This is a genomic window from Streptomyces adustus (genome assembly GCF_009377175.1).
Taxonomy (GTDB): Bacteria; Actinomycetota; Actinomycetes; order Streptomycetales; family Streptomycetaceae; genus Streptomyces; species Streptomyces adustus.
On record NZ_VJZD01000092.1, the window covers coordinates 11,738 to 33,152 of the forward strand.

Genomic DNA, 21,415 nt, shown 5'->3' on the forward strand with positions numbered 1-21,415 from the left:
GCTTGCCGTCACCGCGCACGATCAACGCCGACGAAGGAGCGTATCGAGCGCGAGGAGATCGCAGTGAGCAAGCCCACCGACTCAGGACCGGGTCGCCGTACGATGCTGCGGGCGGCGGTCGCCGTCCCCGCGGTCGGAGCCGCCACGTCGCTGCTCGGCACCGAGGCGGCCGGTGCGACGGCGGCCGCACCCGCGTCCCGCGGGCACCGCTTCGACGCGGAGAGTCCCCGCTTCGCCCTGGCGGTACTGCCCGACACCCAGTACCTGTTCGACGCCGACAGCGCCGACCCGCAGCCGCTGCGGGCGACGTTCCACTATCTGGCGTCCGAGCGCGCCGAGGCGAACATAGCGTTCATGACCCACCTCGGGGACGTCACCGAACACGGCACCGAGGAGGAGATCCACCTCGCCGCCGACACCTTCCGGACGATCCACGGGAAGGTGCCCTACAGCGTGCTGGCGGGCAACCACGACATCTCGTCGGGTACGGACGACCAGCGCGGCGACACGGCCTACCTGCGGGCCTTCGGCCCCGGCCGGTTCGCGGGCATGCCGACCTTCGGCGGAGCCTCCCCCGACGGCTACAACAGCTACCACGTCCTGCGGGCGGCGGGCCGCGACTGGCTGGTGCTGGCCCTCGACTGGCGTGCCTCGGACAAGGGGCTGGCGTGGGCGCAGGGGGTCCTGGACGAGCACCCCACCCTGCCCGTCGTCCTGACCACGCACGACATCGCCTGGGCCGAGGACAGCGGCGAGGCGCACCTGTCCGACAACGGACAACGGCTGTGGGACAGGATCATCCGCGGCAACGACCAGATCTTCCTCGCGCTGGGCGGCCACTACTGGCCTCCGGGGCGCACGGTGCTCACCAACGACGCCGGACGGGACGTACACGTCCACATCACCAACTACCAGGACCGCTACTACGGTGGCGGCGGCATGATCCGGCTCTACGCCTTCGACACGGTGCGCAACGTCGTCGACGTGCAGACGTTCTCTCCCTGGTTCCTCGGCAAGGCGGCGCAGGACAGGACACCGCTGGAGGCGGAGACCGTCGAACTCACCGGCCAGGCGGACCGGTTCACCCTCGACATCGACTTCGCGAGCCGCTTCGAGGGGTTCGCCCCGGTCACCCCGCCGAAGCCCCGTCCCGCGCAGCGCGTCATGCCCCGGGGGACGGTCGCCTACTGGCGCTTCGACCCGGCCGGTCTGCCCGCCGCCGGCCGTCCCGGTGCCGCGCTGCCCGCGGGGACCGTGGCCCGTGACCTCACCGGCAACGGCAACGACCTGGCGGTGAGCCTGCTGCACGACAGCGCGGCCGACGTGCTGACCTGGTCCGCCGACCACCACACCCAGCAGCCCGCCCACGCCAGCCTGCGCTTCGGCGGCGGGAAGAACCCCGACCGCGGCGCGATCCTCACCACGAGAGCCACGGCTCCGCTCAACAGCCTGAAGTTCCGCGCGGGATTCACGATCGAGACCTTCGTCAAGCTTCCCGACCCGTTCGAGGGCGACCACGCCTGGATGGGCATCCTCAGCTGGGAGGGCCGCAACGGGGACGCGGGCAAGACCACCGGCTGGTCCACGGAGGAGCCGACGTGCAGCCTCAACGTCACACCGGAGCGGTTCCTCCAGTTCGTGCTCTACCCGGACGTGCAGGACGCCGACCCGACGACGTGGAGCCACGCCATCCCGGTCGGCCGGTGGACCCACATCGCCGTGGTGAACGACGGGCGCCGCACGATCATGTACGTGGACGGCTCGAGGATCGCCCGTAACCCGTCCCAGCCGGCCACGGGCATCGAGACGCTGGGCAAGCCCTTCGTCGTCGGCGGTACCCAGTTCGCCGAGGCGTTCGGGCAGGGCTTCTACGGCTGGATCGGGGACACCCGCATCGTCGACCGCGCCCTCGCCCCGGCCGACTTCATGCTGCCCGGCGAGTAACGCTCCGCACCGCCCACGCGTCACCCCGTACGGCATGATGCCCGGATGGAGTACGAGCCGTACCGGGGCGAGTTGCTGACGTACTGCTACCGCATGCTCGGTTCGTTCCACGAGGCCGAGGACCTGGTGCAGGAGACGCTGCTGCGCGCCTGGAAGGCCCGCGACCGGTACGACCCGGAACGTGCCTCGGTACGGACCTGGCTGTACCGGATCGCGACCAACGTGTGCCTGACCGCGCTGGAGGGACGCGGGCGGCGGCCGCTGCCGTCCGGGCTGGGGGCGCCGAGCGACGATCCGGAGGCACCGCTCGCACCGGCGCTCGACGTCCCCTGGCTGGAGCCGTTCCCGGACGCCCGGTTCGACGTGGACGTACGGGCCGACCTGCGGCTGGCCTGGGTGGCGGCCGTACAGTGCCTGCCCGCGCGGCAGCGCGCCGTGCTCGTGCTGCGCGAGGTGCTGGAGTTCTCGGCCGCCGAGGTCGCCGGACAGCTGGGGACCTCGGTCGCGGCGGTCAACAGCGCGCTGCAACGCGCCCGCGCCGCCCTCGCCGCCGCGGGCGATCCCGGCGAGCTGCCCGAGCCCGGCGACAGCGGGGCACGCGCGACGGTCCGGAAGTACCTCCAGGCCTTCGAGGCGGCCGACGTGCCCGCGCTGGTGCGGCTGCTGGCCGACGACGTCGTCCTGGAGATGCCGCCGGTCGCGCTGTGGTACCGCGGCAGCCGGGCGTACGGCCTGTTCATGGACCGGGTGTTCCGGATGCGCGGACCGGGCTGGCGCACACGGGAACTCACCGCCAACGGACAGCCCGCGCTCGCCGCGTACGCGCCGCGGCCCGGCGGCGGTCACCAGCTGCACACCGTCCAGGTCTTCACCGTCGCCGGCGGGCGCGTCGCGCACAACGTCGTGTTCGCCGATCCGAGTGTCCTGGGCGCCTTCTGCCTGCCGTCCGAGATTTGAGTCGGCGGTTTCCGCCGCGCGCGATGAGTCGGGACGGTGCCGCCGGTATGTACCGGTGAGCACTCAACCGAAGGGAACCTCGTCATGAGCGTCGTCGTCATCGAGTTCACCACCCTGGACGGGATCGTCTCCGACCCGGACGGGTCCGGCGGCACACCCCTGGGCGGCTGGGCCTTCCGGCACGGCCCGGAAGCGGTCGCCGGCGACAAGTTCCGGCTCGGCAGCACCCTGGACGACGGGGTCCTGCTGCTCGGCCGCGGGACCTGGCAGCTGTTCTCCCGGCTGTGGCCGAACCGCGACGACCCGTTCTCCCGGCGCATGAACGCCGTACCGAAGCTGGTCGCCACCCGCACCCTGACCGACGTGTCGGCCTGGGCCAACTCCCGGATCCTCGCCGGCGACCTCCTCGACGCCGTCAAGCGCGAGCGGCGCGACGTGGTCGTCACCGGCAGCCTGGGCGTCGTACGGCAGCTGATGGCCGAGGACCTCGTCGACGAGTACCGGCTGCTGACCTTCCCCACCGTCCTGGGAAGCGGCCACCGTCTGTTCCCGGCCGACACCCCGCCCACGGAACTGCGGTGCCTGGCGGCGGAGCAGATCGGCGCCGCCGTCCTCACCCGTCATCGGAGGCCTTCTCGGTGACGGCCCCCGCGAGGTCGTCGTCGTGACCTCGCAGGACGGGGCCCGCGCGAAAATCGGATCGTACGACGATCGTCGCCGGATATCCTGCCTCGTCCTCACCAGGCCAGAAAGGTCCCCCCCGTCATGAGCAGCCCCACGTCACCCTTTCCCGACCGGATCGAGCTCACCGGGGAGGGTCTCGTCCTGCGCGACTGGACGGAGGCGGACGTGGCCGCGATGCCCGCTCTGTTCGACCACCCGGACATCGCGTACTGGACGCCCCTCGTCTCCCCCTTCGACGAAGCGGCCGCCCGCGCACGGCTGGACCGGGACCGGCAGCTGCGGGCGGAGGGCTCGGTCATGCTGCTCGCCATCACGCTCGACGGCGGCGCGCCGCTCGGCGAGGTGATGCTGCGGCGCGCCCCGGAGGGCACTGAGATCGGCTACGCGGTCGGCCCGGCCCACCGCGGCCAGGGGCTGGCCGCGCGAGCGGTGCGGGTGATGGCCGCGTACGCCTTCGAACAGCTGGGCGCGCGGCAGGTGATCCTGGAGCTGGAGGCGGAGAACGCCGCCAGCGTCGCCGTGGCCACGAGAACGGGCTTCGAACTGCTCGACGTACCGTTGATCAAGGGGGAGGAGAAGGGGCGGCCCTTCGTCCTCCAGACGTGGGGTCTGAACCGCCCCTGACCTGGTGCCGCGGCACTACTCCGGCGTCCCCGTGTCCGGCCTGTCGTGGGCCGGCCCGGGGTCGCTGTGCGCGATCCGGGCCAGATCGCGGGTCAGCGACTCCAGCCACGACACGGTGGCGTAGTAGAGCCTCGGCGCGCCGGGCGGCTCCGCGGCGAACGCGGGGGAAGCCGGGTCGATGAACGGCAGGGGGGCCGTCGGGGTGTCACCGCCGGGGTCCAACGCCGCCGAGACCTGGAGCATCCGCCCGGCCACCCGGTCGCCCAGGGCGTCGAGCGACCCGGCCGCCGCCGCGCCGAGCCGGGGGTGCGCCACCTGTGACAGCCGCTCGGACCCCCACAGCGTGTGGTGCCCGGCCATCAGCGTCGCCTGCCAGTCGACCTCGGGCATCGCCACCGCGCGCCGCCCGCCGCCGAACGGTGTCGGCTCGCTCTGGAACTGCGCGTAGGCGGACTCCGCGAGGACGACCGCGTGCCGCAGCGAGCCGTGGCCGGGCGCCCCCGGCGGGGCCCCGGCGGCCCCGCCCTGCGCCACCGAGGCACTGGTCGCCACCACGATCTCCGCCGCCCTGCGCAGGAGACTCGCCGCCGCGAACCGCAGCTCGTCGTGGGCCCCGCGGGGCCAGGCGAGCAGACCGAAGACGGCGCCGATCGCGCTGCCCACCAGGACGTCCAGCACCCGGACCTCCGCCAGCTGCCATGTCGCCGGTGCCAGCTGGGCGAAGATCAGGGCCACGAGCACGGTGAACAGGCCCTGGGCCCAGCCGATCCCTTTGACCGGCCCCACGGTGAAGCCGAAGAGCATCCACACCGGCAGCACCACGACGTACACCACCGTGTCGGTTCCGGCCAGGGTGAGCAGGGCCGCGGCCACCAGCGCGCCGGCGAGGGTGCCGGCGAGGGCCCGGCGGATGGTGTGCCAGGTCTCGTCCAGGGTGGTCCGGGTGAGGGTGAGCGTCGCCAGCATGGCCCAGAAGCCGTGCGGCAGGGTGTCGACGCCGGCCACGAACCGGGCCGCGGTCAGGGCCAGGGCGATGCGCCAGGAGTTCTGGAACATCACCGACCGGCGTCCGGCGTGGCCGCGCAGCCGGTGCCACCACAGCAGCGGGGGCCAGGTCCCGGCGTACCAGAAGCGCCCCGGCGCCACCTTCACCGAGGCCCGGCGCCCGTGTGCCGCGAGATCGGCCGCCGTGCTCATGGCCAGCGCGGCGTCGGCGACCTCCAGCACGGCGGCATGCCGGCGCAGTACCGCGGGCGGGAAGGCCGGCCCGGGACCGGCCCCGTCGGCAGGCCCGCAGCCGCCCGCACCAGCGGCACCCGGACCGCAGGCCGCGCCACCGGCACCAGCACCAGCACCAGCACCAGCACCAGCACCAGCACCAGCACCAGCAGCGTCACCGGCGGGGCCCGCGGACGAGGCCGACAGCCGGGCGCGGGCCGCGGCCAGTTCCTCGTACGCCGTCACGGGCGACGGTCCCGCGTGCAGGCAGCCCGCGCTCTGCGTGGCCAGCCGCGCCGCCGCGCTCAGCACGGCCGAGTCCTCGGGTCCCGGGACGCCGCCCGGCGCGGCGGGCAACTGCGCCAGCCGGTTGAGCAGCGCACGGGTCGCCAGACCGGTGTGGGCGAGGGCGCGGTGGTGCAGGCCCGGCCCGGCCGGGCGTTCCGCCTCCGGCACCGTCACGGCCCGCAGGGACTGGCCGGCCTCACCGGCCGCGCGGACATCCGCAGCGGTCAGGGTGTACGGCGCAGCCGCGAGAAGTGCCGCGCAGCGCGCGGCGGTGTCGGCCGCCCGGGCGGCCCGCTCCCGGTACGGCGGCGGGGTGGGGCCGGGCAGGATCAGCGCCTCGGCGACGGCGAACAGGACCAGCCCCGTCGTCGTCCCGATCAGCCGATCGCCGAGTGAGCCGGGGTCGTACGGGGGGAAGGACGGCAGGATGTAGAGCAGTTGCAGGCCCGGCGCCGCACCGGCCGGGCGCGGTCCGCCCACGGCGGCGAACGCCAGTGCGAAGCCGACCACCAGCATGCCGACGACGGCACTCCAGGTCCGTACCGAGAGGCAGGTGCCGATGATTACCAGCAGCCAGCACACGGGCAGCAGGGCCACGACCACCGCGGCCCGCTGCCGCCCGGTACCGGGGATCCTGGCGAGTCCGCCCAGCGCCACGACGGAGAACAGGGCGTAGGTGGCCGCGACGGGACGGTCGAGGCCGTAGCGGAAGAAGTAGAAGCCGGCCGCGACGACGAGGGTCAGGCGTATCGCCCGGCGGCCCGAGGCGGCATAGGCCGCCAAACTCCGCCCGGCACGGGCACCACACACCCCTACAGGATCACGCACCCCCGGCCGCCCGGCACCTCCCGGCGCGAGCGTGCGCGCATCCGGGCCACCCCCGACGTACCCACGACCGCCGCCGGCCCGACCACGGGTACCGATACCGGCCCGGCCCGAGCGCACGGACCGATGAGTTCACGGCACCGACGGGGTCTGCCTCTGCACACCACCCACATCGCACACGACCAGTGAGGAATCATGGAGACCAGCGCACAAACCCACGCACTGCCACCCGTCGTCGACGCCGACGCCTGGCAGCACGAACTCGATTCACTGCGTGCCCGGGAGAAGGCCGCGACCCGGGAACTGGACGCGATCGCCGCCCAGCGTCGTCGTCTGCCCATGGTGCGGATGCCCGACTACACCCTGGACGGCGCGGAGGGGCCGGTACGGCTGGCCGACCTGTTCGACGGCCGGAGCCAGCTGATCGTCTACAACCACATGTGGTTCCCCGACAAGGAGTGGCAGTGCCCCGGCTGTACGGGGTTCACGGCACAGTTCACCCGGCTGGGGTTCCTGGACGCCTACGACGCCCGCTTCGTCGTCGTGACCCAGGGGCCGATCGAGGAGGCACTCGCCTACAAGCGGCGGGTCGGGAACAAGATGCCCTGGTACTCCACCGCGAACAGCACGTTCGGCACCGACGTGGGCGCACCGCCCGGAGGGGGCTTCGCCGTCAACGTGTTCCTCCGCGACGGCGACACGGTCTACCGCACCTGGCACACCACCGGCCGGGGCACCGAACAGCTCACCCACACCTTCGCACTCATCGACCTGCTGCCCTACGGACGGCAGGAGGAGTGGCAGGACTCGCCCGACGGCTGGCCGCAGTCACCCACCTACAGCCGGTGGGCCGGCTCCCAGGACATCGCCGCGCTCTACGGCCCTGACACCGTATAGACAGCCGCCCACGACGGCACGGACGCAGGTGTGCGGCTCGCCGACACAGTCGGGAGCCGCACACCATCCTTGTCACCCCTTACGGGGATCAGCCGCAGATCCGAGGGTCACCAGCCCCAGCCGCCGCCGTAGCCGCCATAGCCGCCATAGCCACCGTAACCGCCATAGCCGCCGTAACCGCCGTAACCGCCGTAGCCACCCCAGCCGCCATAGCCGCCATAGCCGCCGTAGCCGCCCCAGCCGCCATAGCCGTAGTCGTCGTCGCCCCAACCCCACCCGTGGCCGTGGTTGCTGTAGCTGGAGACCTGCGTCGGGACATGCGTCGGGCTCGCCGAAGCGGTGCCCGCCGCGCCGACCGCCGCGCCACCGGCCATGAGCAGACCGGCAACGGACATCACGAAGACGCGCCTCGCGCGTTGTGATCGCATGGGAAATTACCTCTCATCGTCTCTCGCGCTCCCGACAGGGAGAAGCGAGGTGGATGGCCGCCGCACATGGCAGAGGATTGCAGCGGTCTCTTGGCTCACCACGCCGTTTCCTGAGGCACGCCCCGACCAGCGACGTCTTCAGGCGTGACCCTGAGTTGTCGCGGACGGACACTCCGGCCGGCTCCGCTGTGATGGCGAAGCCTCCCCGACGGGCGTACCGCGCGTCGCGGCTTTCACTCAGAAAGCCTAATCCCATTTGGCCGCAATCGTCACCTTGGGCGACGAATGAATAATTAAACCTTTTTCACCAAAGATGTCCGTTTGAATGCAACGGGTGCACTCCGCCGCCGAGCAGGCAACGCACAGGGCCCGTCCCGCAGCGTGTGCGGGACGGGCCCTGTGATCGATCCGAGCGCCGGGCAGGCCTTGCACCTGCATTTCCCCGCAGGAAGCGGGGCGTCTTTCCTTGGACCACCAACGCGACACCGGTCGTCCGCAGTTGCGGTGACCAGCTCAAGATCGATTCTAGCGCATACGGCGGAACTTTCCACACAGCGGTATGACCATCCGTCCGTACGCGAGGTGGCTGGGCGCCAGGGAATTGTTCGCAGGCCGCAGGCGCTGAGGCATGCGGAGAATGCGGTGTGTCGGCGGTGTCCGCGAGCAGAGCGGCCCGGCCGACCGGCGCGACAGAGATCGAAGGGGCTGAGATGGCAGCGCAGACGCAGAGGGCCGTGCTGGCGGGAGGATGTTTCTGGGGGATGCAGGACCTGATCCGCCGGTTCCCGGGCGTGACGGCGACCCGGGTGGGCTACACCGGCGGCGACGTGCCGAACGCGACGTACCGCAACCACGGCACCCACGCGGAGGCCATCGAGATCCTCTACGACCCCGAGGTGACCGACTACCGCGCGATCCTGGAGCTCTTCTTCCAGATCCACGACCCGAGCACCAAGAACCGTCAGGGCAACGACATCGGTCTGAGCTACCGCTCGGCGATCTACTACGTGGACGACGAGCAGAAGCGGGTCGCCGAGGACACCATCGCCGACGTCGACGCCTCCGGACTGTGGCCGGGCAAGGTGGTCACCGAGGTGGAGCCGGTCGGCCCCTTCTGGGAGGCCGAGCCCGAGCACCAGGACTACCTGGAGCGCTACCCCGACGGCTACACCTGCCACTTCCCCCGCCCGGGTTGGCGGCTGCCCGCCCGCGCGGAGGGCTGAGCACGGTGCCCGGCGGCCCCGGCGGGCGGTACTCCGCCCGCCGGGGCCCGCGAACTCAACCGCAGCGGTTGGCGTGGTTGAAGTCCACGACCACCCGCTCGGGGCTGTGCAGCTTGAAGGCCTTGTACGCGGGTTTGGTCTGGAAGGCGGTGCCGAAGGTGACCACCCCTTCGAAGTCCCCGGTCAGGGCGAGACCCTTCAGCTTGGACAACGGGATCTTCGCCAGCCGGGGGCCCCGGTAGACCGACTTGCCGGCGCTGTCGTGGGCGACCGCGGGAGAGAGCCTGATCTCCAGGAAGTACTTCCCCGGGAGGGGGACCTTCTTCCCGGAAGGGTCGTAGCGCAGCTCCTTGACCGCCTTCACGCCGACGGTCGTGGTGGCGCCGCCGAGATCGATGACGAGTCGGTCGAAGGTGCAGTGCCCGGCCCACCGGGCATTGACGACGCGGGCGGGCGGGGAACTCTTGGCCGCCGTCTGCGGCAGCGTGGCCGCCGATGCGGGAACCGTGGCGCCTACGGCAGTGAGTAGGACGCCTGCGGCGACGGCCGCGCGGGATGGGTGGTGGTACATGACGCCCCCAGATGCTCCTGGTGAAGGGGACAGACGATTTCACACTGACAGACATGTGTGGGATCCGAATGGTTGCACTGCCGCCCGCACCATGTTTTCGCCACCCGGTCCTCCCCCACCCGCCCGATGGTGTCGGCTCCTGACAGCCGTTCAGGCCTTCCTCGCCGACACGGGCCAGGTCGTCCGGCGGTGCGTCAGCGGCGGGCGGCCCCCACGGTGCGGTCGGTGCGTACCGCGAGGTCGTCGCGGCGCAGGATGCCGTGCGGGCCGACGGGGTCGAGCAGCCGGTCGAGCGCGGCGAGGTCGCCGGGCGCGAGCTCGTCGCCGACCGAGGCGCGCAGGCGCCGCAGTCCCGCCAGGGCGTAGCGGCCCACCGCCGGGGAGCGGGAGCCGTCGACGTTGACGGTGACCGTGCGTTCGGCTTCGACGGTGAATCCGGCGGCCACGAGGTGGGGGCCCCAGTCGGTACCGCGGTGCGGCACATGCGCCGCATGGGGGCGTTCGGCGGCGGCGTGGCAGCGCTCCAGGAGACCGGGAGCGTCCTCCGGGGCGTCCACGGGCAGGAAGCGGGGGAAGCCCGCCAGCTCGACGACGGCGAACAGTCCGCCGGGCGCGAGTGTGTCGTGGACCTGGCGCAGGGTGCGTGCTGGGTCGGCCATGTGGTGCACGGAGGCGGACGCCCACACGAGTTCGGGCGTGCCGAGGTCGGGCCACTCGGTGTCGAGGTCGGCCCGGACGGTCCGCACCCGATCGCCGACCCCCTGCGCGCCGGCCTTCGTGCGCAGGCGGTCCAGGTGTGCGGCCGAGGAGTCGACGGCGGTGACATGGGCCTCGGGGAAGCACTCCAGCAGGGCGAAGGTGCCGGCTCCGGTGCCGGCCCCGAGGTCGACGATGTGACGCGGAGCCTCCTGGACCGGCAGCCACCGGGTGAGGAAGGCGAGGTGCTCGGCGAGCACTTCGGCATCCAGGTCGAGGACTTCCGTCTGGTCGGCGTCGTGCTCGTGCTCGTGCTCGTGCTCGTGCTCGTGCTGCCGATGCTCGTGCCGAGTCTGCTGTTCCTGCGGGTGGGCGGGGTGTGCGGAGTGCGCGCCGGAGTGCGGCATGGGGTGGGTCATACGTTGCACGCTAGGCCCGGTCAGGCGCCGGTGGCTCCTCCTGTTTCGCCAAACGCAAGAAGGTTCCTCGTTCGGCTGCCGAAAGCGCAAGCGGTCCGCGCCGCGGACCGCGGGGTCGGTCACTCGGGAGGACGGTTCGGTCCGCTTCCCTCCTCGTCGCGCTGGTGGCCGCGCCGGGCGTCCCGGTCGAAGATGCCGAGGATCTCGCACGGTCCGCCCTCGGCGCCGATGGCGTGCGGCAGCATGGTGGGGAACTCGGCGGCCTGGTTGGTCTCGACCCGGAAGCGGCGGTTGCCGAGCAGCAGGGTCGCGGTGCCGGACAGGACCACGAGCCACTCCCGGCCGGGGTGCGCGCGCATCCGGGCGGGATTGTCCGGCGGCGGTTGCGTCATGCGCCGGCGTACGACGGTCATGCCCGGATCGGCCTTGACGGACCAGCGCATCAGCGAATGGGCCGCGTCGATCATCGGGCTGGAGACGACGTCGTCGGTGGCCGTCTCGACCAGCTGGTCGAGAGAGGTGTCCAGCGCCCGTGCCAGGGTGACCAGCTGGTCGAGGGCCAGGCGGCGCTGGCCGTTCTCGATACGACTGAGCGTGGACTGGCTGACCCTGGCCCGGGTGGCCAGCTCCTCCAGCGACCAGCCCTGCGCCACCCGCAGGGCGCGGATGCGTTTGCGGACCAGGCTGTCCAGCTCACCGGCGTCTTGCGTCATGTGCAATATCGTATGCCTCTGACGCGGGGCCGCTTCAGTCGTCGCGGCCGATACCGCGATCGGGTGCGCTCATGTCGCCGGTCCCGGGCGTGCCGTCGGCGAGCCCGTAGCGCAGGTGCACGACGCTCCTCGGACCGGCTGCCGGCGGCTGGAGGAGGGTGACGTTCGTGGGCACCGCGCCGCCGTCGAACACCTTCTTCCCGACGCCCAGCACGATCGGGTGCACCCAGAGGTCGAGACGGTCGAAGAGCTTCTCGCGCAGGAGGGTCTGCACCAGGTCGAGGCTCCCGACGACCTTGATGTGCTCGTGTCGCTCCCGGATCTCGCGCACCGCGCCGGCCAGATCCGGGCCGAGCTGCGTGGACCCGTCCCACGAGAGGTCGGGCCTGCCGCGGGAGGCCACGTACTTGGGGACGCTGTTGAAGAGCGTGGCGATCTCCCCGTCCTCGCCGCCCTTCTGGTGGGGCCAGTAGGCGGCGAAGATGTCGTACGTCCGCCGGCCGAGCAGGAGGGCGTCCGTGCCCTCGTACGCGGCACCGATCTGGGCCCCGGTGACCTCGTCCAGCAGGGGCGCCTGCCAGCCGCCGAACGGGAACCCCACCGGGTCCTCGTCGGGGCCGCCGGGCGCCTGCCCGACGAAGTCGAGGGTGGTGAAAAGCTCGATGTGGATGAGGCCCATGTCCTGCTCCTGACGAGTCGGTCGTGCCGGTCCACAGGAAGACCCGCGGGCGGCCCCGAACTCATCGCGCCGACCGTGCCTAGTCCTCCACGTCGACGTGGTCGAACGTCCTCAGCATCTCCCGCAGCACCCGTACGCAGGCCCGTACCTCGGCGTCGGTGAGGTCGCCGCCGACCTGGCGGTTCAGGGTGTGCTCGCGGTCGAGCACCGCGGTGATGAGCGCCCGGCCCTCCTCGGTGAGGCGGATCAGCGACGAGCGCTGGTGCGCGGGGTTGGGGACGATCTGCACCCACCCGCGCGCCGCCGCGTCGTTGACCATGCGCTGCACGAACTGCCGGCTCAGCGCCTGGATGCGGCTGAGCTGCGGCACCGTCATGTCGCCCTGCCTGCGCAGCAGGTCCAGCACGGAGCGTACGCCGACCGAGGCGCCCTCGATCGCCTCGCCCTGTTCCACCTTGCGCAGGGCGCGCCGGTAGAGGGGGCCGACGAGGTCGAAGACCTCGACGAGGCGGTGGCCGAGTTCGTCGGGCGGGAGCGGGCTGTCGGTCTCGTTCACCCCGCCATCATGACACCTTGGTTGCCAAAGTCGGGCCAAGATGACACCTTAGTTGTCATGACTGTTGCTTCGGAACTGAAGTACCCGGCCATGAACCACTTCGCGTCCGCCGACGGCGACCTCGCCTACCGCGAGGCGGGCACCGGGGATCTCGTGGTGCTGCTCCACTCGGGTTTCGTCGACCACCGGGTGTTCGACGCGGTGGTCCCGGCCCTCGCGAGCGCCCACCGGGTGGTCGCCGCGGACATCCGCGGGCACGGCGCCTCCGCCAACGCCTCGAAGCCGTTCCGCTGGGCGGACGATCTCGCGGATCTGCTGCGCCACCTCGACGCGGGCCCCGCGGCGCTCGTGGGCGTGTCGATGGGCGGCATCGTCGTCACCGACATGCTGCTCGAACACCCGGAACTGGTCCGCGCCGCCGTCGTGGCCGGGGCCTCCACCGGCGAGTTCGAGGACTCCGATCCCTGGCACCGGGCGATCCAGGCCGAGACCGCCCGCGCGCTGGCCGCCGGTGACATCGAGAGCTGGCTGACAGCGTTCCTCGGGTACGTCCCCGGACCGCACCGCTCGCCGGCCGACGTCGACCCGGCCGTCCCGCGCCGGCTGCGCGAGATGGCCCTGCACACGCTCGCCAAGCACACCCCCGGCGAGCCGAACCTGCACGTACCGGTCACCGACACCTGGGCCCGTCTGCCGCAGGTCGGCGTCCCGGTGCTCACCCTGAACGGGGCTCTCGACACCCCCGACGTGATCGCCGCGGCCCAGCGGCTGGCGGACACCGTTCAGAACGGCCGTTCCGTGCTCGTCGAGGGCACCGCGCACTACCCGAACATGGAGAAGCCCGAAGAGTTCACCGCGATCGTCGAGGAGTTCCTGCGCACGCTCTGACCGCGGGGCAGACCTGTCGGCACGGCAACGCGCCCGCTCTCCCCCGGGACGTCCGAGGGAGAGCAGGCGCGTTGCCGCGAGGGCACGGTGCGGGGCGGCGGCCGCCCCGGAGCGGGCGTCCGTCAGGCGAGGGTGACCTGGACCGGAAGGTGCTTGATGCCGTTGACGAAGTTGGAGCGCACCCGCGGCACGTCCCCGGCCAGCTTGATGTCGGCGAGGCGCGGGATCAGCTCCTCGAACATGATGCGGATCTCGGTGCGGGCGAGCAGGTTGCCCAGGCACAGGTGGGGGCTGCCCTTGCCGAAGGTGACGTGGTCGTTGTTCTGCCGGGCGACGTCGAAGTCGTAGGGGTTGCCGAAGATCTCCTCGTCACGGTTGCCGGAGGCGAACCACATGACGACCTTGTCGCCTTCCTTGACCTGCTTGCCGCCGAGTTCGGTGTCGCGGGTGGCGGTACGCCGGAAGTGGTAGACGGGAGAGGCCCAGCGCAGGAACTCCTCGACGGCCGTCGGGATCAGCGAGGGGTCGTCCTTGAGGCGGGCGAGCTGCTCGGGGTGCTGAAGCAGGGCCAGCATGGAGTGGCTGATGGTGTGGCGGGTGGTCTCGTTGCCGGCCACCACCAGGAGCAGGAAGTAGTTGTCGAAGTCCTGCGCGGACAGCGGCACCCCGTCGCGCGGAACGGTGTTGACCAGCTTGGAGATCAGGTCGTTGCCGTCGCCGCCGCGCCGCTGACGGGCCAGCTCGCGGCCGTACTCGAAGACCTCGATCGAGGCGGGGGAACGGAAGGGCAGGTCGCGGTACTTCTCGCTCTCCGCGCTGTGCAGCAGGACGTCGGCGTAGTCCGGGTCGGTGTTGCCGATGATCCGGTTGCCCCAGTCGATCAGCTGCTGGTTGTCCTCCGACGGCACGTCGAGCAGCCGGGCCAGGACGTTGATCGGGAAGTCCGCGGAGACGTCCTCGACGAAGTCGAAGGTGCCCTTGGCGAGCGCCTTGTCGAGGGTGGTGGCGGTCAGACCGCGCAGGAAGTCGGCGTAGCTGTTGATGACGCTCGCGCCGAACTGCCGCTGGATGACGCTGCGCAGCGCGCGGTGGCGGACGCCGTCCATCTCCAGGATGGAGGCGCGCTTCGCGATCTGGTTGTCGTCGACCTCTTCGAGGTTGACGAACCGGGTCGAGGTGAAGGTGTCGGAGTCGCGGTCGACGCGGGCGATGTCCGCGTGCCGGGTCACGGACCAGAAGCCGGAGTTGGGGGCCTCCTCGGGCTGCCAGTGCACCGGCTCCTCGTGGCGCAGGGTGTGGAACATGCGCCAGGGCGTGATGCCGTCCGCGAAGTTGTCCAGGTCGGCGAGGTTCACCTGGTCGAGCGGGAGGGGCTCGTCGAGGGCGGCGCGCAGCTCTTCGCGCGTGGTGGGGACGGCGGGGACGGCGGGGCTGGTCATGATGGCGGATCTCCTGGGCGAGGGTGTGGGGGGCTCAGAGGTGGTAGGCGTACTCGGTGAACTCCCAGTCGGTGACGTGCCGACCGAAGCGCTCGACCTCGTCGCGCTTGTAGGAGAGGAAGGACGCGGTGAAGTCCTTGCCGAGGACGTCGGTGAGGGCGGTGTCCGCCTCCAGCGCGTCGAGCGCGTCGGCGAGGTTCATGGGCAGGGTGGCGGAGCGGTCGGTGTCGTAGCCGTAGCCCTCCAGCGGGGGCGGCGGCTCCTCGCCCGCCTGGACGCCGAGCAGCGCGGCGGCGATGGTGCCCGCGATCAGCAGGTAGGGGTTGGCGCTGGCGTCGCCGAGCCGGAGTTCGAGCCGGGCGCCGGAACCACGCTCCGGCGGGACGCGCAGCATGGCGCTGCGGTTGTCCAGGCCCCAGTCGATCAGCCAGGGAGCGAGGGTGTCCGGGCCGAAGCGCTTGTACGAGTTCACCGTCGGGTTGGCCAGCGCGGCGAGCGCGGGCGCGTGGGCGAGGATGCCGGCGATCGCGTGCCGGGCGGGGGCGGCGAGGCCATGGGCGCCCGCCGGGTCGTCGAAGACGTTGCGGCCCTCGCCGTCCTCGCAGGAGAGGTGGAGGTGGAAGCCCGAGCCGCCGGCGTCGCCGAAGGGCTTGGCCATGAAGGTGGCCATCCTGCCTTCCCTGCGGGCCAGTTCCTTCACGGCCGATTTGAAGCGGAAGGCGCGGTCGGCGGCGTCCAGGGCCTCGGAGTGGGTCAGGTTGATCTCGTACTGGCCGCCGTCGAACTCGTGGTTGCCGGTGACGACGCCGATGCCCAGATCGCGCAGCTGGCGCAGGGTGCGCAGCAGATGGTTGTCCGGGTCGGCGCGCAGTCCGGCGGTGTAGACGGCGCCCGTGGTCTCGGGGGACCGGCGCCAGCCGGTGGGGGCGGCGGGGTCCGGCTCCAGCAGGAAGTACTCCAGCTCGGGGCCGACGACGGGCCGCAGTCCGTGCTCGGCACACCGGTCCAGGACCGTGCGGAGCAGATCGCGGGGTGATTCGGGGACGGGCGCCGAGGTGGCGGGGTCGCGCACCTCGCCGAGGCAGGAGGCGACCCCGGGCTCCCAGGGCAGCGCGGTCAGGGTGGACAGATCGGGGCGTACGGACACGTCCGGCAGGCCGGCGTCGAGGCCGCCGGCGACCGGCACCACGTCACCCTGGGGGGTGGTGTGGTAGACGGCCCGGCAGAAGGCCAGACCGTGCTCGCAGGCCGAGGGCAGGTGGTCCACCAGCACGTCGCGGGCGCGGTCGGTGCCGATCAGGTCGGGGTAGCTGACCCGGACCACGTCGATGCCCTCGGCAGCGAGTCGGTCCAGGTGCCGACGGATGTCTGGGGTGTCTTGGGCGCTCACCGAAATCTCCTGGGCGTATGCGGATGGAACGGCGGGATGGGAGCGGTCACCGGGCGGGAGGGCGAGAAGCGCCGGCCATTCCGGGAGGGCTCGTTTGAGTCCGAACGGTAGGGAGGAGAACGGGCCCCCCGCAAGAGGGGGTTCGCAAAAAATTATCCACCTGGACAGCTATTGACCGGGAGCGGTCGGCTTCCTATGTTGTTTGAAGCCAAACGAGTAGGGGACGCGGTTCCGCCGCGGCCCTTTGGCCGAGGGGTCCGGCCGGTCACGGCCGGGCTCCTCACACCCTCTTCACTCTCCCCTTTCCCCGACGCCCCCACCCACTGGAGGACCGGCCATGAAGGTCGTCGTCGACATGAACAAGTGCCAGGACCACGGCCAGTGCGTCTTCGCCGCCCCCGACGTCTTCTCGATGGACGACGACGGCCGCCTGCTGTTCGTCCCGGACCCGGACGACGCGCTGCGCGAAGAGGTCGAGGAAGCCGCGGACGTCTGCCCGCTCCAGGCCATCCGGATCGAGGACTGATCCACATGAGCGGACGCATAGTCGTCGTGGGGGCCTCGATGAGCGGCCTGCGTGCCGCCGAACAGCTGCGCGCCGCCGGCTGGACCGGGACCATCACCGTGGTGGGCGACGAGCCCCACATGCCCTACAACCGGCCTCCGCTCTCCAAGGAGGTCCTGGCCGGGAAGGCTCCGTTCGAGTCCCTGGCCTTCACCCCGAAGTCCGCCGCGGCGGACGTGGAATGGCGACTGGGCACCAAGGCCGTCGCCGCCGGTCTCGACGAGCGGACCGTCACGCTCGACGACGGTTCCACCCTGGCCTACGACGGACTGGTCGTCGCCACCGGCATGCGGCCGCGTCGGCTGCGCTGCCCGGGGCCGCTCGCCGGACGGCACACCGTCCGTACGATCGACGACGCCCAGGCGCTGCGCGACGATCTGACCAGGCCGGGCGTCCGGGTGGTCGTGGTCGGCGCCGGGTTCATCGGCTGCGAGGTGGCCGCCACCGCCGTCGGCCTCGGTGTCACCGAGGTGACGGTCGTCGACCCGCTGCCGCTGCCCATGGTCGGACCGCTGGGCGAACTGCTGGCCCGCGCCCTGCTCGCCCGGCACGAGGCACGCGGAGTGCGCTTCGCGCTCGGCGCCCAGGTCGCCGGGTTCGAGGGCGACGAGCGGGTGACCGGTGTGGTGCTCGCCGACGGGACGGTCCTGCCCGCCGACGTGGTCGTGGAGTCGGTCGGCTCCGTCGCCAACGTCGAGTGGCTTGACGGCAACGGCCTCGACCTCTCCGACGGCGTCCTCACCGACGAGCAGCTGCGCGTCGGCGGCCGGCCCGACGTGGTCGCGGTCGGCGACGTCGCCCGCTTCCCCAACGCCCGCTACGACGGCGTACCGCGCCGCGTCGAGCACTGGTCCATCCCCACGGACACCGCGAAGCACGCGGCGCGCACCCTGGTGGCCCGGCTGACCGGCGCCGACGCCGAGGCCGCCCCGTTCTCGCCGCTGCCCACCTTCTGGAGCGACCAGCACGAGTTCCGGCTCCAGTCCTTCGGGGCCCCCGCCCTCGGCAAGGCCGACGTACGGGTGCTGGACGGCGACCCGGACGGCGACGTCCTGGCCGGCTACCACGTCGACGACCGGCTGGTCGGTGTCGTCGCGCTCGGCGGTCACAAGGCCGCCATGGGCGCCGCCCGCTACCGCACCCAGCTCATGAAGCAGCCCGTCCCCACCGCCTGAAGCAGCCCGTCCCCACCGCCTAAGGAATCCCCGCCATGTCCCCAGTCCGTGGTTTCTTCCACCCCAAGACCACGAGCGGCGCCTCGTCGCTGATCCCGAACCCGCCGTGGCGCTACTCGGGCGACCTGCTCACCGTCGAGTACCGCACGGACCCCGCGCGCGTACGGGAGCTGCTGCCCGAGCCGCTGGAGCTCGCCGACGAGGACCCGGGCGCGGTCGCGCTGATCTGGGCCGACTGGCAGTCCTGCTCGGCGTCCGGCGACGAGCTGCTGGACCCGGTGCTCTCCCAGTACAAGGAGGCGTTCGCGGTCGTGCGCTGCCAGTACCGGGGCCGGACGTACTCCCGCTGCGTGTACATCTGGGTCGACAAGGACTTCGCGATCGCCCGCGGTCTGCACCAGGGCTACCCGAAGAAGCTCGGCTCGATCCACCAGACCCGCCCGCACCCCTACGGCCCCGCCCCGCGCATCGAGGCCGGCGCCCGCTTCGGCGCCACGCTCGCCGCCGCGGACCGGCGCCTGGCCCAGACGGTGGTGACGCTGCGCGAGCCGTCCGAGACCAACGGCTTCGTCAACGCCCACCCGATGGCCCACCACCGCTGGCTGCCGTCCATCGAGAAGGGCAAGGGCCTCGCGCTCGACGAGCTGATCGAGACCGGCGCCGCCTCCTTCGAGGCCGGGCAGGCCTGGAAGGGCGACGCCGAGCTGGAGCTCTTCGAGGCGCCCACCGAGGAACTGGCCCGGCTGGAGATCCACGAGCCCATCGCCGCGTACTACCGGCAGGTCGGCGTGGTCTGGGACGGCGGCCGGCTGCTGGAGTCCGGCACCTCCGACGCCGAATAACCCCCGTACGCATCAGCACCTGACCTGGAGACCGGACATGACCGAGCACACCATCACCGTGGCCGGCGTCGCCGTCGACACCCGGCACTGGATCGGCGGCGAACGCGTCGCCTCCCCCGCCACCTTCACCGACGTCTCACCGATCGACGGCAGCGTCCTCGGCGAGATCTCCCGGGGCACCGCCACCGAGGCCGAGGCGGCGGTGGCCGCCGCCAAGGCCGCCTTCCCCGGCTGGGCCGCCACGCCCCGCGCCGAGCGCGCCCGGCTGCTGCACGCCGTCGCCGACGGTGTGGAGAAGCGCATCGAAGAGCTGGCGATCGTCGAGACCCACGACAACGGCGCCCTGCTGCGTTCGCACCGCCGCGGTGTGATGCCGCGCGTCGCCCACAACTTCCGCTTCTTCGCCGACTGGCTGCTGAAGCTGGAGCACGAGGACTTCGAGACCCGCGGCCACACCAACCACGTCTCCTGGGACCCGGCCGGACCCTCGGTGCTGATCACCCCGTGGAACGCGCCGCTGATGCTGGCCACCTGGAAGATCGCCCCGGCGCTCGCGGCCGGCAACACGGTCGTCCTCAAGCCCGCCGAGTGGACCCCGCTGACCGCCTCGCTGCTGGCCGACATCGCCGCCGAGGCCGGTCTGCCCGCCGGAGTGTTCAACGTCGTCCAGGGCTACGGCTCCGAGATCGGCGACGCCCTCACCTCGCACCCGGACGTGCGCCGCATCAGCTTCACCGGCTCCGTCCCGACCGCCAAGCGGATCTCGCAGTCGGCGGCGGCCCAGCTCACCCCGCTCAGCCTGGAACTCGGCGGCAAGTCCCCGCTGCTGGTCTTCGCCGACGCCGACCTGGACCTGGCCGTCGACCTGGCGGTCGAGCAGTACGACAACGCCGGACAGGTCTGCCTGGCCGCCACCCGCTTCCTGGTCGAGGAGACGGTCGCCGAGGAGTTCACCCGCCGCTTCACCGAGAAGGCGGGCAGGCTGGTCCAGGGCGACCCGCGCGACGAGGCCACCGACATCGGGCCCAACATCCACCCGCGTCAGCTGGAGAAGATCGACGGGTTCGTGCAGCGGGCGCTCGCAGCCGGGGCCCGCGCCGTCATCGGCGGACACCGCGGCGAGGGCCAGTACTACGCGCCCACCTTGCTCACCGATGTGGCCCAGGACTCGGAGATCGTGCAGGAGGAGGTCTTCGGCCCGGTCCTGACCCTCCAGACCTTCGCCGACGAGGACGAGGCCGTCCGCCTCGCCAACGACACCCGCTTCGGCCTCGCCGCCACGCTCGCCACCGGCGACCCCGCGCGCGCCGAACGCGTCACGGCCCGGCTGGTGGCCGGCACCGTCTGGGTCAACTGCTTCTTCGTACGGGACCTCCAGGCGCCCTTCGGCGGCTCCCGCCACTCCGGAGTCGGCCGCGAGGGCGGCACCTGGAGCTTCGACTTCTACTGCGACGTCAAGAACACCGTCACCGCGCCGAAGGGATGGCAGGACCATGGGTGAGATCGTCGGGGCGGGCCTGCTCGCCCATGTCCCCACCATCGTGCTCCCCGAGGAGACCCGGCTGGAGCTGAACGAGGGCAAGGAGATCACCCTCGTCACCGGCCTGAACCAGCTCCGCGAGGAGGTGTTCGAGCGCGACGACTACGACACCGTCGTCGTCCTCGACTCGCACTGGGCCACCACCGTCGAGTTCGTCGCCACCGCACAGCACCGCCGGGCCGGCCTGTTCACCTCCGAGGAACTGCCGCGCGGCATGTGCCGGATGCCGTACGACTACCCCGGCGACCCCGAGCTCGCCCACAACATCGCGAGGTTCGCCGACAAGCACGGCACCTGGATCACCGCGATCGAGGACGACTACCTGCCGGTCTACTACGCCACGATCAACCTCTGGAAGTTCCTCGGCGAAGGCCTGCCGGACAAGCGCTGGGTGACCATCGGCGTCTGCCAGACCGGCGACATGGAGGACCACCTGCGCCTCGGGCGCGCCCTGGCCGACGGCATCGCCGCCACGCCCGGCCGCCGCGTCCTGCTGATCGCCTCCGGCGCCCTCTCGCACACGTTCTGGCCGCTGCGCCAGCTGCGCGAGCACGAGTCCAGCGACCCGGCGCACATCTTCACCCCCGAGGCCCGCGCCGCCGACCTGGAGCGCATCGCCTGGTTCAAGGAGGGCCGCCACGACAAGGTGCTCGACACCATGGACGAGTTCTGGAAGTACAAGCCCGAGGCGAGGTTCTTCCACTACCTGATGATGGCCGGCGCCCTCGGCGAGCAGGCCTGCACCGCCACGGCCCGCCAGTACGGCGAGTACGAGAACTCCATCGGCACCGGCCAGGTCCACCTCTGGTTCGACCGCCCGGCCGACGGATGGACCGGCGCCGGCCTGCCCGCCC

20 protein-coding genes and 1 pseudogene are annotated in these 21,415 nt (G+C 71.8%); 12 read left to right on the top strand and 9 right to left on the bottom strand.

Annotated elements, in window-relative coordinates:
- The first annotated feature begins 102 nt into the window (after positions 1-102).
- The 4 genes and pseudogenes from FNH09_RS22495 to FNH09_RS22510 all read left to right on the top strand — a co-directional run bounded on the left by FNH09_RS22495 (position 103) and on the right by FNH09_RS22510 (position 4,209).
- The gene (locus FNH09_RS22495) at positions 103-1,944 is read left to right on the top strand and encodes a LamG-like jellyroll fold domain-containing protein (RefSeq protein ID WP_238426975.1); all 1,842 of its coding nucleotides are present in this window, start codon (positions 103-105) and stop codon (positions 1,942-1,944) included.
- 33 nt (positions 1,945-1,977) lie between these two features.
- Positions 1,978-2,901, top strand: a pseudogene (locus tag FNH09_RS22500) (RNA polymerase subunit sigma-70); the annotation flags it as partial.
- 84 nt (positions 2,902-2,985) lie between these two features.
- Positions 2,986-3,543: a dihydrofolate reductase family protein gene (locus tag FNH09_RS22505; RefSeq protein WP_152890807.1), complete on the top strand. Its 558-nt coding sequence runs from the start codon at positions 2,986-2,988 to the stop codon at positions 3,541-3,543.
- A gap of 123 nt (positions 3,544-3,666) precedes the next feature.
- Positions 3,667-4,209: a GNAT family N-acetyltransferase gene (locus tag FNH09_RS22510; RefSeq protein ID WP_152890809.1), complete on the top strand. Its 543-nt coding sequence runs from the start codon at positions 3,667-3,669 to the stop codon at positions 4,207-4,209.
- Positions 4,210-4,224: 15 nt separating this feature from the next.
- Here FNH09_RS22510 and FNH09_RS22515 read toward each other — a convergent pair whose 3' ends face one another.
- Positions 4,225-6,498, bottom strand: coding sequence for an FUSC family protein (locus FNH09_RS22515; RefSeq protein WP_202919729.1), 2,274 nt, complete (start codon positions 6,496-6,498; stop codon positions 4,225-4,227).
- Positions 6,499-6,735: 237 nt separating this feature from the next.
- Here FNH09_RS22515 and FNH09_RS22520 point away from each other — a divergent pair, with 237 nt between their 5' ends.
- Positions 6,736-7,437 carry a DUF899 domain-containing protein gene (locus FNH09_RS22520; RefSeq protein WP_152890811.1) on the top strand — a complete coding sequence of 234 codons (702 nt, stop codon included), beginning with the start codon at positions 6,736-6,738 and terminating at the stop codon, positions 7,435-7,437.
- A 107-nt stretch (positions 7,438-7,544) separates the two neighbouring features.
- On the opposite strand, the gene FNH09_RS22525 is transcribed toward FNH09_RS22520, so the two are convergent.
- Entirely contained in the window at positions 7,545-7,865 is a 321-nt protein-coding gene (locus tag FNH09_RS22525; RefSeq protein ID WP_152890813.1) for a hypothetical protein, read from the bottom strand.
- Between the two features lie 710 nt (positions 7,866-8,575).
- Here FNH09_RS22525 and msrA point away from each other — a divergent pair.
- The gene (gene msrA / locus FNH09_RS22530) at positions 8,576-9,088 is read left to right on the top strand and encodes a peptide-methionine (S)-S-oxide reductase MsrA (RefSeq protein ID WP_152890815.1); all 513 of its coding nucleotides are present in this window, start codon (positions 8,576-8,578) and stop codon (positions 9,086-9,088) included.
- A 55-nt stretch (positions 9,089-9,143) separates the two neighbouring features.
- Here msrA and FNH09_RS22535 read toward each other — a convergent pair whose 3' ends face one another.
- From FNH09_RS22535 to FNH09_RS22555, 5 genes are all read right to left on the bottom strand, one after another.
- Positions 9,144-9,659 carry an AMIN-like domain-containing (lipo)protein gene (locus FNH09_RS22535; protein ID WP_152890817.1) on the bottom strand — a complete coding sequence of 172 codons (516 nt, stop codon included), beginning with the start codon at positions 9,657-9,659 and terminating at the stop codon, positions 9,144-9,146.
- A gap of 194 nt (positions 9,660-9,853) precedes the next feature.
- Positions 9,854-10,774, bottom strand: coding sequence for a class I SAM-dependent methyltransferase (locus FNH09_RS22540; RefSeq protein WP_152890819.1), 921 nt, complete (start codon positions 10,772-10,774; stop codon positions 9,854-9,856).
- 119 nt (positions 10,775-10,893) lie between these two features.
- Positions 10,894-11,487: a helix-turn-helix domain-containing protein gene (locus FNH09_RS22545; RefSeq protein WP_152890821.1), complete on the bottom strand. Its 594-nt coding sequence runs from the start codon at positions 11,485-11,487 to the stop codon at positions 10,894-10,896.
- A gap of 34 nt (positions 11,488-11,521) precedes the next feature.
- Positions 11,522-12,166, bottom strand: a complete 645-nt coding sequence (locus FNH09_RS22550; protein WP_152890823.1) for a dihydrofolate reductase family protein — start codon at positions 12,164-12,166, stop codon at positions 11,522-11,524.
- 79 nt (positions 12,167-12,245) lie between these two features.
- Complete coding sequence (locus FNH09_RS22555) at positions 12,246-12,722, bottom strand: MarR family transcriptional regulator (RefSeq protein WP_162468941.1); 477 nt, start codon at positions 12,720-12,722, stop codon at positions 12,246-12,248.
- A 57-nt stretch (positions 12,723-12,779) separates the two neighbouring features.
- Between FNH09_RS22555 and FNH09_RS22560 the strand changes: the two genes are divergently transcribed.
- Complete coding sequence (locus FNH09_RS22560; protein ID WP_152890827.1) at positions 12,780-13,610, top strand: alpha/beta fold hydrolase; 831 nt, start codon at positions 12,780-12,782, stop codon at positions 13,608-13,610.
- 122 nt (positions 13,611-13,732) lie between these two features.
- On the opposite strand, the gene FNH09_RS22565 is transcribed toward FNH09_RS22560, so the two are convergent.
- Positions 13,733-15,049: a cytochrome P450 gene (locus FNH09_RS22565; RefSeq protein ID WP_152890829.1), complete on the bottom strand. Its 1,317-nt coding sequence runs from the start codon at positions 15,047-15,049 to the stop codon at positions 13,733-13,735.
- A 34-nt stretch (positions 15,050-15,083) separates the two neighbouring features.
- A complete protein-coding gene (locus FNH09_RS22570; protein ID WP_162468942.1) occupies positions 15,084-16,439 on the bottom strand; it encodes a type I glutamate--ammonia ligase in 1,356 nt (451 codons plus the stop codon).
- Positions 16,440-16,776: 337 nt separating this feature from the next.
- Here FNH09_RS22570 and FNH09_RS22575 point away from each other — a divergent pair, with 337 nt between their 5' ends.
- The 5 genes from FNH09_RS22575 to FNH09_RS22595 form a co-directional block, all read left to right on the top strand.
- Entirely contained in the window at positions 16,777-16,965 is a 189-nt protein-coding gene (locus FNH09_RS22575; RefSeq protein ID WP_152890831.1) for a ferredoxin, read from the top strand.
- Between the two features lie 5 nt (positions 16,966-16,970).
- Entirely contained in the window at positions 16,971-18,179 is a 1,209-nt protein-coding gene (locus tag FNH09_RS22580; protein WP_152890833.1) for an NAD(P)/FAD-dependent oxidoreductase, read from the top strand.
- A gap of 35 nt (positions 18,180-18,214) precedes the next feature.
- Complete coding sequence (locus FNH09_RS22585; protein WP_152890836.1) at positions 18,215-19,021, top strand: acetoacetate decarboxylase family protein; 807 nt, start codon at positions 18,215-18,217, stop codon at positions 19,019-19,021.
- Positions 19,022-19,058: 37 nt separating this feature from the next.
- Positions 19,059-20,522 carry an aldehyde dehydrogenase gene (locus tag FNH09_RS22590; RefSeq protein ID WP_152890838.1) on the top strand — a complete coding sequence of 488 codons (1,464 nt, stop codon included), beginning with the start codon at positions 19,059-19,061 and terminating at the stop codon, positions 20,520-20,522.
- Positions 20,515-21,415: 3,4-dihydroxyphenylacetate 2,3-dioxygenase (locus FNH09_RS22595; RefSeq protein ID WP_152890840.1), on the top strand; the 901-nt coding region annotated here is incomplete at its 3' end. The genes FNH09_RS22590 and FNH09_RS22595, both read left to right, overlap by 8 nt.